Raw genomic sequence first — 12,919 nt, 5'->3', positions numbered from 1 at the left:
TTGGGCCTGACCCCGCGCGAGGCCGCAGCCTCATCCCGCCCCGCCGAGTGTCACGGTCGCCTCCGGCGCCCTGAGACACCCCTCACGACCAGCCGGTGGGTCAGACGCGACGGGTGGTGTGGTCGAGCAGGTCGTCGGCCGGGCAGCGGTTGCGATTGACGTAGGTCTCGGTGAAGTCGGCCACCGCGTCCCGCAGCGACCGGCTCGCGCCCTGCCGGGCCAGCGCACCGTACGCGGCCAGGAAACAGGCCCGGGCGGCGTCGGCCAGAACCGGGTCGGTGAGCGCGTCCCGGGCCGCGCGCTCCCACAGGCGCGGTTCCCCGGCCAGGTGGGCGGTCGCGGCGTAGGCCTCCTCGGCCGCGCGCGGATCGTCCAGCAGGGCGGTGACCACGGCGACCGGCACGCGCCAGCCGTGGCCGGGCTGACAGTCGGCCACGTCGATCTCCAGGTGACCGCGGGCGGCCACCGGCGGGCGCAGGCCGGCCAGGTGACGCTCCAGATCACTCTCGGTCAGGCGCGCGCCGGCCCGGAAGCGCTCGCGCAGGCTGCGACCGGTGACCGTGGGGGAGTCCATGGCGTGCGCGGCCCACGACGTGCGCGGATCGACCGCCAACCTGGACCCCAGGCCCTCCGCGAGTGTGTCCGGAATCCGCTGGGCCGGAAGGTTCTGTGCATCACCCACGTGACCGGGCAGAACCGGCAGTTCGCGACGAAGGGCCTGACGGACGCTGCGCCAGCCGGTCGGCCGGCCCTGGCGCAGCGGCGCGTTGGCGAACGCCGCGGCCAGCACCGGGGCGAGCGTGTGAGCGAGAACCCAGCGACGTTCGAGCCCGAGCGGCCCGCCGTCGTCCGGCCCCGCCTCCAAGCCGATCCGGATTCCGGCCGTGCCCGTCCCGTACGTCCGCGTGGGATTCTCCGGATCGATCTCGGTGGCGAACGGAAGCACGGTGAGGCCGTGCTGGTCCATCACCCGGGTCGCGGCGGCGAGATCGTCGGACATCCGGCGCAGCGCCACCTCGAGACCGGGCGACGGGGGAGTGCTGACCACGACGACCTGCGGCGATCGCGCGTCCAGGAAGCCGTGCCGCAGCGGGCGGCGACCGGTCGGCGCACTGGCCGGATCCAGCAGCAGGTCGACCGCGACCCCGACGAAGCCCGGCAAACCGGGAGCGAACGCCCGCGCCGCGAAGAACTCCTCGGCGGCCTGCTCGGTCAGGGTTGTCACGCGTCGCCTCCGGTGCGTTCGAGAAGTAGCGGTCGTTCAGGGGATCGGCCGGCGGGCCGGTCACTGGACGGTTATTCGGTTTTCCGGTTTCGAGCTTCTTGCTTCTGCTTCGTGCTGCGTGCGGTGTCTCCTGGTGGGGCGACGATTGCCGGGGCGGTGCCGGACACGGTCGGAGCGCCTCTCGGCGTCTCCGCTGCTCCGGCCACCGGCCCCGTGGTCGAGAGCATAGCATTCCTATCTGAGCGATAGGAATACGGGACGACATCGGGGAACCCCTGAGAAACGGATCAGGGCGGTATCCGGGAAAGCGCCGGTGCTCCCGGGCACGCCACCGGCCATAGCGTCAGCGCATGGCATCGAACCCGGTCATCATCCGTCGTGTCGCCCTCGCCGCGCCGATCCTGCTGCTGCTCTACGGAGTCCTCCGCTTCGCCGACGGCCTCGACGGTCACCGCGGCCCGGGCGTGCTCTGGAACGCCGGTCACGCTGCCTTCTTCGCCGCGATGGCCCTGTTCGGCGTACTCGCGGCCGGGGTCCGCGGCCTGCTCCCGCAGCGCAACCACCTCGCCACCGGCGCCACCGCCCTCACCCTGGCCGGCGTCCTCTGCTTCCTCTGGGTGATCACCGGCGACCTCTCCGCCACCCTCAAGGACGCCGCGCCGATCCCCGCCCCGCTGGAGACCGCCGGCCCGATGCTCTTCCCGCTCGGCCTGCTGACCCTGTTCGGGCTGCTGGTCGCCGCCCGCCGCCTACCGGTCTGGACCCCACTGCTCTTCGGCGCCGGCATCGTCGCCATCACCGTCGACCTGGACCTGCTCCCGTTCGCGGCCCTGACCATCCTCGCCGCCCTGGCCCCGCTGCGCCGCGACACCCACCCCCGTCCCCTGCGCCCCCGCCCGGCCATGCTCCTGCACTGACCCCCCGTTGCGTCTCCCGCCGCGCCCCCCGCTTCCCGCCCCGCCCCGCCCCGCCCACTGTCCGCCACGCGCCGGGGCACCCTTATCGCCGGCCCCGCAGCAGCCGCCGGCCCCGCGCCCCGGCCGGGGTTGTCGCGGCCGTCACAGGAAAACTCTGTCCGGGTGCCGAGGTCCGGCGAGTCGAAAATGTCATAGGGGAGTGGCAGGCTTTCGGGCATGGAGATTCTGCCCGGCGAAGGCGTCCTACTGGTGCGTGTCGGCGAGACGAGAGATGCGGTCGAGGCCCGGCTGGGCCCACCGGCGCATCCCGGCATCGCGGCCCGCTCGGTTTACGACACCGAGCCCCGCCTGGTGGTCGACTACGACGAGGATGTCGTCGAGCTGGTCGAGCTGGGCGCCTCGGGTGACGGCGGCGAGCAGGCCACCCTCGACGGCGTCCAGTTGACGTTCCGGTTCATGGACGACGTGGTCGCCGAGCTGACCGCTCTCGGCCACCACCCCGAGCGCGCCGCCCTGGGATACACGTTCCGAGCCGGCTTCACCATCTTCTCGACCGGTTCCCGCAGCGCCGCCGACCTCGACCCCCTCGCCACTCCGGACGACCCCCGAGAAATCGTCGAAGGCGTCGGCATAGCCCCGGCAAAGTATTGGATGGACTGACCCGCTCCGCCCGCCCGCTCGTCCGCCTGACAATCCGCCCGCTTGCTTGCCTGCCCGCTTCGCCGCTCTGCCCGTTCCGCCCACCCGTCGGACCGCCTCGCTCCGCCCGTCTGCGTCGACCTGCGACGCGGACGCACTGACCAGGCCCGAGTGCATGACCTAGCTTGCCCGGGCGCTGTGCCGGTTGGCTGGCTGGCTGTGTGCTGACCAGCCGTGCGGGTGGCTGGCCGTGCGGATTGTCGGCTGTGCGGGAGGCTGGCCGTGCGGGTTGGTCGGCCGTGCGTCAGAAGTTGACGGTGACGCCGGCGGCCTTGCAGGCGGTGGTGAGCTTGCTGCTGAGCTGGTCGAAGCCGGCGCCCGCGGCGGCGCTGATCGGGTCGGCGGCGGTCGCGGCCTTGCCGACCTCGTCGGCGATCGCCCGCGCGGCCACGGTCACATCAGTGGCCTCGGTGAAGGCGAGCGCCTCGTTGATCGTGTTGTGGAAGGTGACGAACGAGTGCCGGGCGTCGGTGACCTCCACGTGCCCGTCCTGCTTCTGCGCCGTCATGATGCCTTCCTTCATGGCGCTGCCGGCCTTGCTCACCGTGTCGCACAGTTCCTTGTCCCCGGTGACCTTCCCGCCGGCCGCGACCGAGGCGGACGGCGCCGCGGCGACAACCGAGGCGGACGGAGCCGCGCTCGTGGCCCCGGCTACCGGCGCGGCACTCGCGGTGTCCTTATCACTGCAGGCGGCGAGGCCCGCCAGGCAGGCGCAGAGCAGGGCGACAGGAACGATCCGGGAACGCATCACGGCCACGGACGGTAGCCGACATTCCTGAGAGCCTCCAGCCAGGGCCGCCACCGACCCGGCTCCTGGCGGCCGGGGGCGGGGCGTCAGCGAAAGAGGCGGCAGGGAAGAAGCGTCAGCGAGAGAGGCGTCAGCGAGAGAGGCGTCAGGGAAAGAGGCGTCTGGGAAAGGCGTCAGGGAAAGACCGGGCTCGGGTTCGGGGAAATCACCGATGTCCGGATCGGGTGCCCGCCGCGAGGCTGACGGGCATGAAGACGTGGCGGCATCTCACGGTCTGGCTGCACGTGCTCACCTCGGTGGGCTGGATGGTGCAGGCCATGACCCTCTGCGTCCTGCTCTCGGTCGGCTTCGCCACCGCCGACGCGGACGTCCGGCATGCGGCCACCAGCATGGCGCTGCAACTCGACGGCCGGCTGCTCGGCCCGATGGCCGACGCGTCCGCGTTCACCGGGATCATGCTGGCCGCGGCGACCCCGTGGGGGTTCTTCCGGCACTGGTGGGTGACGGTCAAGTTCGGTATCACGGTGGTGCAGCTCTTCGCCGGCATCTTCCTGCTCTCACCGGTCCTGGAACGCTCGGCCGAGGCCGGCCCGTCCGCCCGCCAGATCGCCGCGACCGCCCTGATGGCGAGCGCGATCGCCTTCCAGGGCTGGCTTTCCGTCGCGAAACCGTGGGGCCGCATTCGCGACCGCCGCCCGAGCTCGGTCGCCCCGCGCTGGATCTTCACGATGACCGTACTGGGCGGTCTGGCCGACCTGGCCCTGGCCTTCACGATCGGCCACCCGATGCCGTTGCTCTCGATCATCCTGCTGGTGGTGGGTCTGTCCCGCCGCCCCCGGTGGCTCCGCACGTCCGGCCCCCGCGTCAGCCCCGCCACCTGACGGTCATCCACAGTGCCGCCTGTCCACAGGCCCACGATCCGGTGGGTTCGGTGCGAGGCTTCTGCCCTCGGCAGATGAGTGGGGTGCCGGAGCGGCCACCTTCCTATCCTGGGCCGATGAGCGACGACCACCTGATCGACGAGCTGTTGTCCGCCGAGCGGCGCCTCCAGGACGCGCAGCGGAACGGGGACGTCGACGAGCTCGACCGGCTGCTCGACGACCGGCTGATCGCTATCGGTCCGGATGGTGCCCGCCACACGAAGGGTGACGACCTGGCGGCCTATCGGTCCGGCACCTCGGTCGTCGAGAGCCTGACCCAGGAGAGTCTGGAGTCGCTGGTCGTGGACGCGACCGGTGTCACGTTCGCGGTGTGCGCGGTGGCGGGTACGTTCGGCGGGGAGCCGTTCCGCGCCCGGCTGCGCTACACGCGGACATGGTCGTACGCGAAGAATCGGGGTTGGCGAATCGTCGCCGCTCACATCGCGCCCCTCTGAGCTCCGAAGGTCCGGCATTGTGCCGGCGCCGCGGAATGCGGATCATGTGCCTTTCGGTGCCGCCCGGTTTCCGTGATCCTCCCGGGGACAGAAGGGACCAGAAGGGGACAGAGGAGGGCGGGAGCGGGCAGGATCGGACGGGAAAGGCTCCGCCGACCGGTTGCGGTTGAAATGTTTCATTCACGGTGCGATGCTGACATCTGCGGATGGGAGCGCTCACCCTAGAATGCGTTTCAATCCACCGTTCAAGCGAGGGGGCAACGGGGTTGACTCAGCAGCCGCGCAACGGCCGGGCGCCGTCGGTCAAGGACGTGGCGGCGGCCGCCGGCGTCTCTCTCGGCACGGTGTCCAACGTGCTCAACCGGCCGGCCGTGGTCAGCACCGCCACCCGGGAGCGGGTCGAGCGGGCGATGGCCGAGCTCGGTTTCGTCCGCAACGAGTCGGCCCGCCAGCTGCGCGCCGGCACGAGCCGCGCGCTGGCCTACGTGATGCTCGACGGCGGTAACCCGTTCTTCCAGGACGTGGCCGAGGGGATCGAGAACGCGGCCGACGCCGCCGACCTGTCGCTGTTCGTCTGCAACAGCGGCGGCCGGGCCGAGCGCGAGTCCAAGCATCTCGACCGGCTCGTCCAGCAGCGGGTGCAGGGCATTCTGATCACTCCGGTCGATCCGGACGCGTCGCATCTGGCCGACATCGCCCGGCGCGGCATCCCGTTCGTGATGGTCGACCGGCTCAGCAGTGAGGGCGGGCACTGTTCGGTCGCGGTGGACGACATCCTGGGTGGGCGGATCGCCGTCGAGCACCTGATCGATCGCGGTCACGACCGGGTGGCGTTCGTCGGCGGCCCGGGGACCATCGGCCAGGTCCGCGAGCGGTACCAGGGGGCTCGCGAGGTGTGGGAGGAGTTCGGCAAGCCGCCCGAGGATCTGATCCACCTGCCGACCGAGGCGTTGACGGTGAGCGAGGGCCGTTCGGCCGGTGAGCGTCTGGCCGGCCTGCCGTCCCGCCGCCGGCCGACCGCCGCCTTTTGTGCGAACGATCTGCTCGCGCTCGGTCTGCTGCAGCATGCCGTGACCGCCGGGCTCCGGGTGCCGGATGATCTGGCGATCGTCGGTTTCGACGACATCGATTTCGCGGCGGCGGCGGCCGTGCCGTTGACGTCGGTCCGCCAGCCGCGCCAGGAGTTGGGCCGGACGGCGGCCCGCCTGGTCCTGGACGAGGCGACCAACCCGGATCACGAACACGAACAGGCGACGTTCGTGCCGGCGCTGGTGGCGCGGGCCTCGACCGGAACGGTTCGACGCTGACACACCGGCATCCCGGATTGATCGGCCCTCCGGTGAGCTGGCAAGCTGTCCGGCTGTGGAAGCTCTCCGGTTGATCCTGCTCTTCGTGCACCTCGTCGGCTTCGCCCTGCTGCTGGGTGGGGCGATCGCGCAGTTCCTGTCGGGGACGTTCCGGATCAGTCCGGCGGTCCTGTGGGGCTCGATCATCCAGCTGGTCAGCGGGCTCGGCCTGGCCGCGCCGCTGCGGGGCGGCGGGGACCACGAGCCCGACCCGATCAAGCTCGTCGTCAAGCTGGTCATCGCAGTGATGATCTTCATCATGGTGTTCATCCCGCGGAAGCGGGAGGCGGTCAACAAGGGCCACTACATCGGGATCATCACGCTGACCCTGGCCAACGCGGCGGTCGCGGTCTTCTGGCGCTGACCCCTTTTCCGCGGCTCGGAACGCCGGCGGCCCCTGACCGGGCCGCCGGCGTTTTCTGTCGGGGGAATCAGACCGAGTGCGGGCAGGTGTCGCGGTATTCCTGGATGGCCGAGCCCGACGGCGCCGGGCAGAGGAACTGCTCGTAACGGGTGTCGTTGTCGATGAAGCGCTTCAGCCACGAGATGCTGTACTTCGCGATGGTCACGTTGGCCGACGTCGGCGCGGAGTGCGTCGCGTTGTTGAGTTCCAGATAGGCCTTGTCGAGTGTGCTCGGCAGGCTGGTGTAGAACGGCTCGGCGTGCGACGCCACCGGCGCCGTCGTGTCGTTCTCGGCGCCGATGATCAGGGTCGGCACCTGGTCGGTGGTCCAGCTCTTGGTGGTGTGCCACGGGGTGAGCGGCACCGCCGCCTGCAGGGACGGCCGGGTCTTGGAGGCCGACAGGCTCCCGCCGCCGCCCATCGAGTAACCCATCACGCCCAGCCGGGTCGCGTCGATGCGGGTGCGGACCGAGCTGGTGCCGGTCAGGTAGTCCAGGGCGGCCAGCAGCTGCGTTCCCCGGCTGTCCGGGAAGTCGTAGACGCTGAGGGTGTCGATGACGATCACGACGAAGCCCTGGGAGGCGATCCGCGGGCCCAGCCAGGCGACCGCGGACTTCGAGTTGGTGTATCCGGGGGCGATGGACACCGCGCCGAACGTGCCGGCGGTGGTGGTGGTCGGGTAGTAGATCGTGCCGCCCCCGAAGCTGCTGGTGCGGGCGACGGTGGTCGAGGCGGTGGCGAACGGGCCGGTGGTGGCCTCGATGCTGGCGGTGGTCGGGGCCGGGCCCCGCTCGTACGGGTTGGCGGCCTGCGCCGGCGCCGGCGCGAGGGTGACGACGACCGCCAGCAGGGATGCGGCCAGGACGGATCGAACGGACATGTGGTTCTCCCAACCGGGGATGGTGAGTGGGAGACCGATCTAGATCGATGCTGGTAAATATTATTAACGAGATTCTTACCGATGGGTAATCCCGGCGGCATCCCTGTGGACGCGGTATGTCAGCGCACCGAGCCGAGCTGCTTCACGTGCTTGAGCACCGGCGCCGACTCGATCCGCTCCACGCCGTCGAGCAGGCTGAGCCGCTCGGTCACGTACCGATAGAAGGCCGGCATGTCCGGGCAGATGGCCGTGGCCTGCAGGTTCGTCGGACCGGTGGTGGCCGCGGCGAAGACGATCTCCTCGTGCCGGGCCAGCGCGCTGCCGACCGCGGCCACCCGCGCCGGTGCGACCGAGAGCCACAGCACCACGGCCGCGCGGAAACCGAACAGCTCCGGCTCGATCTCGACATCGGTGTAGAGCGATCCCGATTCGAACAATTCCTGCGTACGGCGGCGAGCCGTCGACTCCGGCCAGCCGGTCGCGGCCGCCAACTCGGTGTAACTGAGCCGCCCGTCCCAGGACAGCGCCTCGATCAGCGGGGCGTCGGCCGCCGTCAGATGAGCGGCCGACCGGGCGCCGTCCGGCCGCTCCGGCGTCAGGGCCGCGATCTGCTCGGCGTCCAGCGAGTCGTCGCGCAGGTCCGGCCCGACCGCGCCGCCGACGTAGTTGTGGATCACGCAGTGCGCGCTCACCGAGACCAGCCGCGGCGTGCGGGGCAGTTTCTGCAGCAGCAGCGCCTCCCGGTCGGCCGACGCGGGCACGTGCACGCTGGCCGCGATCTCGGTGCCCCCGGAGGTGATCGAGACCCACGTCGTGTCCGGACGGCGGGCCAGCGCGGCCGCGATCGGCAACGCCGCGTCCGGGGCCGCGCGGAGCCGGAGCGCCCAGGTCTCGTACCCGAGCTCGATGGGGTTGGGTAAACCGACGACCCGCAGGCGCGCCTCCTCCCGCAAGCGGCGATAACGCCGCGCGACGGTCTGGTCGGAGACGCCCAGCACCGCACCGATCTCCCGGTAACCGGCGCGGCCGTTGATCCGGAGCGCGTGCGTCACCCGACGGTCGAGCGTGTCGATTTCCACCAGGCAAGCCTATCTGATGTCGAGATCCGCAGTCTTGCGCGAGCTGGTGCGGCTGATCTTCAGTAAACCGTGCATCCTTCTGTGCATGCGCAAATGGTCACCACTGATCGCCGTCTGCCTCGGCACATTCCTGCTGCTGGTGGACGTCACCATCGTCGTCGTGGCGTTGCCGTCGATCGCCGACAAGTTCAAGGCCGACTACACCGACCTGCAGTGGGTGCTCGACGGATACGCCCTGGCTCTGGCCGCCCTGCTGCTCGGCGCCGGCTCGCTCGCCGACCGTTACGGGCGCCGCCGCACCTACCTGATCGGCATCGGCATCTTCGCCGTCTCGTCCTTGCTGTGCGCGGTCGCGCCGAACGAGCAGGCCCTGATCGCCGCCCGGGTGCTGCAGGGCGCCGGCGGCGCGGCCATGTTCGCCTGCACCGCCGCCCTGCTCAACGTCACCTACCACGGTCACGACCGGGGTGTCGCGTTCGGCATCTGGGGCGCGGTCAACGGCGCCGCCGCGGCCGCCGGCCCGCTCGCCGGCGGACTGCTCACCGAACACTTCGGCTGGCGCTGGGTGTTCCTGGTCAACCTGCCGGTCTGCCTGATCGCGGTCTGGTTCACCCTGCGCGGTGTCACCGAGTCGAAGGCGCCGTGGGGCGGACGCTTCGACCTGCCCGGCACGATCACGTTCACGGTGGCGGCCGGGGCCGTCACGTACGGCCTGATCCGCGCCGGCGACGCCGGCTGGACCGACGGCATCGCCCTGACCGCGTTCGCCGCCGGTGTCGTCGCGCTGGTCGCGTTCATCGTCGCCGAGCTGCGCTCCGACCACCCGATGCTCGACCTGGCCCTGTTCAAGCGGCCGGCGTTCGCGGCGCTGATCGTGGCCGCGTTCCTGACCCAGGCGGCCGCGTTCGGCTACCTGCCGTTCGGCACGGTCTGGCTGCAGCAGGTGCTCGGGTACGGCCCGGTCGACGCCGGCCTCTACGGCGCGCTGCCGATGGCCGCCGCCTCCCTGGTCGTCGGCGCCGCCGCCGGCCGCTTCCTGCAGAAGGTCACCCCGCGCTGGACGGTCGGCCTCGGCCTGCTGCTGATCGCCGCCGGTGACCTGCTCCAGGCCCGCCTGGACGCCGACAGCACCGGCAAGGTCCTGATCCCCGGCCTGATCGTCGTCGGACTCGGCGTCGGCTGCGTGCTGCCGTCCCTGTCCTCGGCCGTCCTGGCCGAGGTGCCCCGCGAACGCAGCGGCATGGCCGGCGGCGCGCTGAACACGTTCCGCCAGCTCGGCTTCGCCCTCGGCGTCGCCGTCTTCGGCACGATCTTCGCCAACCGGATCGCCGACGCGCACGGGCAGCCGAGCGGCTTCGCCGACGGTCTCGACGGGACCCTCTACGTCGCCGCCGGGACCGCCCTGGCCGCCGCGATCGTGGTCCTGATCTTCGTCCGCCACCACGCCGCCCGGTCCCACGAGGCGCCCGTCCCGGCCGAGGTCGGCTGACCGGGACTTAGGTCCCGCGCAGTCAGGTGGTCGGACCCGGGTGCGGCGCCCGCGAACAGAGGATTGTCAATGGCAGAGAGATTGATGGAGGAGGAAGCGATGACCACCGTCGCAGCTCACCGCCTCGAGCACGTCGAGGCCCCGGGCGCCATGCTCACCAAGGCCGCTGCCAAGACCCTCGCCGTACTCCGGGTCACCACCGGATTCGTCTTCCTCTGGGCCTTCCTGGACAAGACGTTCGGCTTCGGATACGCCACCCCGTCCGCCAAAGCCTGGATCAACGGCGGCTCGCCCACCAAGGGCTTCCTGTCCGGCGTCGAGGCGGGCCCCCTCAAGGGACTGTTCCACAGCCTCGCCGGCAGCCCGTTCGCCGACTGGGCGTTCATGCTCGGCCTGCTCGGCATCGGCCTCGCCCTGATCCTCGGCATCGGCCTCCGGATCGCCGCCGTCTCCGCGATCGCCATGATGGCCCTGATGTGGGCGGCCGAATGGCCCCTGGCCGGCGGATCCAGCAACCCCGTGGTCGACTACCACGTCATCTACGCCGTCACGGGCGTCGCCCTGGCCCTCACCTACGCCGGCCACACCTGGGGCCTGGGCCGCTGGTGGGCGAGCCTTCCCCTGGTCCAGAAGAACCGCTGGCTCATCTGAACCCGATCCACCCCCACGCCCGGGCCGCCTCGGCCCGGGCTTCCCCATGCCCTCCCGCTCCGCTTCCCCCCAAACCCCCTTTTCCCGTACGGCGATGAACCCGCGCGAACGCCGCCCGCCCCACTCGCCGCCCCGCGGAGTGCCTCCGGGTGGTGATGCGCGCACGGATCTCAGCGGCCGGCGCGCGCGAGCTTCAGCAACTGCGTGACCAACTCGTGCACGCTGGTCCACGGATTGCGGTCGGGGATCTCCGCGCCGTTCGCGACTTGACGGGCGTCGAGGCTCTCCGCGTTCCGGAGGGCCGTCCCATGATGCGGCCAGACCTTCGCGAACTCGAAGGACTTGTCGTCGTACCCGCACGGGCATTTGCGGATCTTCTGACGGACGGCCTCATTGTTGACGTACGCCGTCTGGGCCTGGAAATGCAGCAACAGCCAGAGTTCGAAGCAGGGATTCGAGACCGCGCACCGAATTCCGGTGCGCGCGGCTCGGTCGAGGGCCTGGTTCAGGCGCGCGTGCGGGATTGCATGCGCACCAGGTGCCTCGACGTCGAAGACGGCCCACACCTGGTCGTAGTTCCGCTGGAAGGACTCGGCCTCCTGCACCAGCCGCAACGGGTCGAACCCGAGTTCCATCACCTTCAACTGGGCGGTGGCGATCCGAAACTCACGGCGGATCCCGTTGAAATAAAGGCCTTCGGTCTTCTTTCCCTCGCAGACGATCGCGATCGTCTCGGCCTCGGTGGCCGTGCCGGGCTTGCGCCGCAGCGGGCGACTGCTACGCGCCATCGGTCGCCGGCTCCTCCATCAGGTCAGCGAGCAGCGATTTGTCGAAAAACGGCACCGCGCCGTAACGCCCCTGCAGGTAGCGGCCCTCGACATCGTCGACCCCGTCCCGCACCCGTCCGTATTCGGTGAGCGGATAGATCCGGCTCGCACCGCCCTGGGCCTTCTCGGCCAACCAGATCTGGTCGCGGTGCAGCCGATGTTCCACATGCCGGCCCAACAGGTTGACGTCGTGCCCGGTGAAGATCAGCTGCGCGCCGTGCGGGTTGGTGTCCCGATCCTGGAACAGCCCGACGAGTTGAGCACTAAGCAGTGGATGCAGTTCGCCGCCCAGGTCGTCGATGGTCAGGATGGTGCCGTCGTGGAGGCAGCCGGCGGCTCGGCGGCTGACGTGGAGCCAGCTCTGTGTGCCTGATGACTCCCACTCCCACGGCAGAGGCTCTCGTCCCCGGGCCGTCTGGGCCTGGTGTAGAAGCTCGATGTGAAGCCTGTCCTCATGCAGCCGGAGATTGTCCCGGTTGTCAACGGAGGGAAGGCCAGTCATCTCTGTGTAGTGGCGGCTGATGGCTGTCGCGTTGGTGTGTGAGCGTTCAGTAATCGGAGGTGGTCGCCTAGAAGATGTGGAGCCGATCACCCCGATGTCCGCATACCGGAGCAGGTTGAGGCCCTGCTCATCAACCAGCTCCGACGGCTCTGGATGCCGGGCTCCGGACGCCATCTGTTGCCAACGCCCGAACCATGCTGCGACCGATCGCAGAAGCGGGTGGTTGTTCGCGGCGGCGGCGGAGAGGAACAGGCTGTTCTCGCGGACCAGGTCGACGATGGCGGCTTTGTGGCCGGTCAGGCTCGGGCCGAACGTGATGTCGAGGGCGGTGCGTTCGAACAGGGTGAGGCGGCGGCCCTTGGGCCAGGAGAAGAGCCACTCCTCGAGGATCACGGTGTCGTTCAGGGAGAAGCCGTATTCGTAGCGGACCCCGTCATGGATGAACTCGAAGACGAACTCGCTCGGGGCGGTGCGGCTCTCCGCGTCGAGGCGGAACGGCCAGCGGGGGATCGGATCCTCGGGGAGCCAGCGCTGGTGGGACTCGATCACCGCCGTACGCGCGAAGTTCATGGCTTTTATGAGGTTGGATTTGCCGGAGGCGTTGGCGCCGAAGACGCCGGCGACCGGGAGGACGTGCTCCTTGCCCAGTGGCACCCGGGTGACGGCGAGGTCGGGGTGGTCGTCGAGGGCGACCATGCTGAGCTCCTGCTCGTCCCTGATCGACGCGAAGTTGGTGACCCGGAAGCGGAGCAGCACCGCAATCTCCTCCGTGCGAGGT

General features: G+C 70.3%; 14 protein-coding genes. 8 read left to right on the top strand and 6 right to left on the bottom strand.

Going from position 1 to position 12,919, the window contains the following annotated elements; genetic code table 11:
• Positions 1-100 precede the first annotated feature (100 nt).
• On the bottom strand, positions 101-1,225 hold the full coding sequence (locus ACSHV8_RS29520; protein ID WP_436520871.1) for a glutamate-cysteine ligase family protein: 1,125 nt from the start codon (positions 1,223-1,225) through the stop codon (positions 101-103).
• A 350-nt stretch (positions 1,226-1,575) separates the two neighbouring features.
• Between ACSHV8_RS29520 and ACSHV8_RS29515 the strand changes: the two genes are divergently transcribed.
• A complete protein-coding gene (locus ACSHV8_RS29515; RefSeq protein WP_436520869.1) occupies positions 1,576-2,142 on the top strand; it encodes a hypothetical protein in 567 nt (188 codons plus the stop codon).
• Between the two features lie 216 nt (positions 2,143-2,358).
• On the top strand, positions 2,359-2,802 hold the full coding sequence (locus ACSHV8_RS29510; protein ID WP_436520867.1) for a hypothetical protein: 444 nt from the start codon (positions 2,359-2,361) through the stop codon (positions 2,800-2,802).
• 283 nt (positions 2,803-3,085) lie between these two features.
• Here ACSHV8_RS29510 and ACSHV8_RS29505 read toward each other — a convergent pair whose 3' ends face one another.
• Positions 3,086-3,592, bottom strand: a complete 507-nt coding sequence (locus ACSHV8_RS29505; RefSeq protein WP_436520865.1) for a hypothetical protein — start codon at positions 3,590-3,592, stop codon at positions 3,086-3,088.
• A 245-nt stretch (positions 3,593-3,837) separates the two neighbouring features.
• Between ACSHV8_RS29505 and ACSHV8_RS29500 the strand changes: the two genes are divergently transcribed.
• The 4 genes from ACSHV8_RS29500 to ACSHV8_RS29485 all read left to right on the top strand — a co-directional run bounded on the left by ACSHV8_RS29500 (position 3,838) and on the right by ACSHV8_RS29485 (position 6,674).
• Positions 3,838-4,470: a hypothetical protein gene (locus ACSHV8_RS29500; protein WP_436520863.1), complete on the top strand. Its 633-nt coding sequence runs from the start codon at positions 3,838-3,840 to the stop codon at positions 4,468-4,470.
• A gap of 116 nt (positions 4,471-4,586) precedes the next feature.
• On the top strand, positions 4,587-4,964 hold the full coding sequence (locus ACSHV8_RS29495; protein WP_436520861.1) for a nuclear transport factor 2 family protein: 378 nt from the start codon (positions 4,587-4,589) through the stop codon (positions 4,962-4,964).
• A gap of 266 nt (positions 4,965-5,230) precedes the next feature.
• Positions 5,231-6,271 carry a LacI family DNA-binding transcriptional regulator gene (locus tag ACSHV8_RS29490; protein ID WP_436520859.1) on the top strand — a complete coding sequence of 347 codons (1,041 nt, stop codon included), beginning with the start codon at positions 5,231-5,233 and terminating at the stop codon, positions 6,269-6,271.
• Positions 6,272-6,326: 55 nt separating this feature from the next.
• Positions 6,327-6,674 carry a hypothetical protein gene (locus ACSHV8_RS29485; RefSeq protein WP_436520857.1) on the top strand — a complete coding sequence of 116 codons (348 nt, stop codon included), beginning with the start codon at positions 6,327-6,329 and terminating at the stop codon, positions 6,672-6,674.
• Positions 6,675-6,741: 67 nt separating this feature from the next.
• Here the strand turns inward: ACSHV8_RS29485 and ACSHV8_RS29480 are convergent, their stop codons facing one another.
• Positions 6,742-7,593 carry a poly(ethylene terephthalate) hydrolase family protein gene (locus tag ACSHV8_RS29480; RefSeq protein ID WP_436520855.1) on the bottom strand — a complete coding sequence of 284 codons (852 nt, stop codon included), beginning with the start codon at positions 7,591-7,593 and terminating at the stop codon, positions 6,742-6,744.
• Positions 7,594-7,712: 119 nt separating this feature from the next.
• Positions 7,713-8,672 (bottom strand): Lrp/AsnC family transcriptional regulator, encoded by a 960-nt coding sequence (locus tag ACSHV8_RS29475; protein ID WP_436520853.1) that lies wholly within the window; start codon positions 8,670-8,672, stop codon positions 7,713-7,715.
• Between the two features lie 85 nt (positions 8,673-8,757).
• Here ACSHV8_RS29475 and ACSHV8_RS29470 point away from each other — a divergent pair, with 85 nt between their 5' ends.
• Complete coding sequence (locus ACSHV8_RS29470; RefSeq protein WP_436520851.1) at positions 8,758-10,161, top strand: MFS transporter; 1,404 nt, start codon at positions 8,758-8,760, stop codon at positions 10,159-10,161.
• An 84-nt stretch (positions 10,162-10,245) separates the two neighbouring features.
• Positions 10,246-10,812 (top strand): hypothetical protein, encoded by a 567-nt coding sequence (locus ACSHV8_RS29465; protein WP_436536944.1) that lies wholly within the window; start codon positions 10,246-10,248, stop codon positions 10,810-10,812.
• 170 nt (positions 10,813-10,982) lie between these two features.
• On the opposite strand, the gene ACSHV8_RS29460 is transcribed toward ACSHV8_RS29465, so the two are convergent.
• A complete protein-coding gene (locus tag ACSHV8_RS29460; RefSeq protein ID WP_436520849.1) occupies positions 10,983-11,600 on the bottom strand; it encodes an RloB family protein in 618 nt (205 codons plus the stop codon).
• On the bottom strand, positions 11,590-12,897 hold the full coding sequence (locus ACSHV8_RS29455; protein ID WP_436520847.1) for an AAA family ATPase: 1,308 nt from the start codon (positions 12,895-12,897) through the stop codon (positions 11,590-11,592). The genes ACSHV8_RS29460 and ACSHV8_RS29455 overlap by 11 nt, the downstream gene beginning before the upstream one ends.
• Between the last annotated feature and the right edge of the window lie 22 nt (positions 12,898-12,919).

Source organism: Actinoplanes sp. HUAS TT8 (assembly GCF_051380535.1).
In the GTDB taxonomy this organism is placed as follows: Bacteria; Actinomycetota; Actinomycetes; order Mycobacteriales; family Micromonosporaceae; genus Actinoplanes.
Note: the sequence above shows the minus strand (reverse complement) of the source record. Positions and strands in the feature narration are given on the sequence as shown.

Excerpts from the sequence above, each read along its gene's own strand:
- ACSHV8_RS29515 (WP_436520869.1), top strand. The coding sequence starts at position 1,576 with ATGGCATCGAACCCGGTCATCATCCGTCGTGTCGCCCTCGCCGCGCCG.
- ACSHV8_RS29510 (WP_436520867.1), top strand. The coding sequence starts at position 2,359 with ATGGAGATTCTGCCCGGCGAAGGCGTCCTACTGGTGCGTGTCGGCGAG.
- ACSHV8_RS29500 (WP_436520863.1), top strand. The coding sequence starts at position 3,838 with ATGAAGACGTGGCGGCATCTCACGGTCTGGCTGCACGTGCTCACCTCG.
- ACSHV8_RS29495 (WP_436520861.1), top strand. The coding sequence starts at position 4,587 with ATGAGCGACGACCACCTGATCGACGAGCTGTTGTCCGCCGAGCGGCGC.
- ACSHV8_RS29480 (WP_436520855.1), bottom strand. The coding sequence starts at position 7,593 with ATGTCCGTTCGATCCGTCCTGGCCGCATCCCTGCTGGCGGTCGTCGTC.
- ACSHV8_RS29470 (WP_436520851.1), top strand. The coding sequence starts at position 8,758 with ATGCGCAAATGGTCACCACTGATCGCCGTCTGCCTCGGCACATTCCTG.
- ACSHV8_RS29465 (WP_436536944.1), top strand. The coding sequence starts at position 10,246 with ATGGAGGAGGAAGCGATGACCACCGTCGCAGCTCACCGCCTCGAGCAC.
- ACSHV8_RS29460 (WP_436520849.1), bottom strand. The coding sequence starts at position 11,600 with ATGGCGCGTAGCAGTCGCCCGCTGCGGCGCAAGCCCGGCACGGCCACC.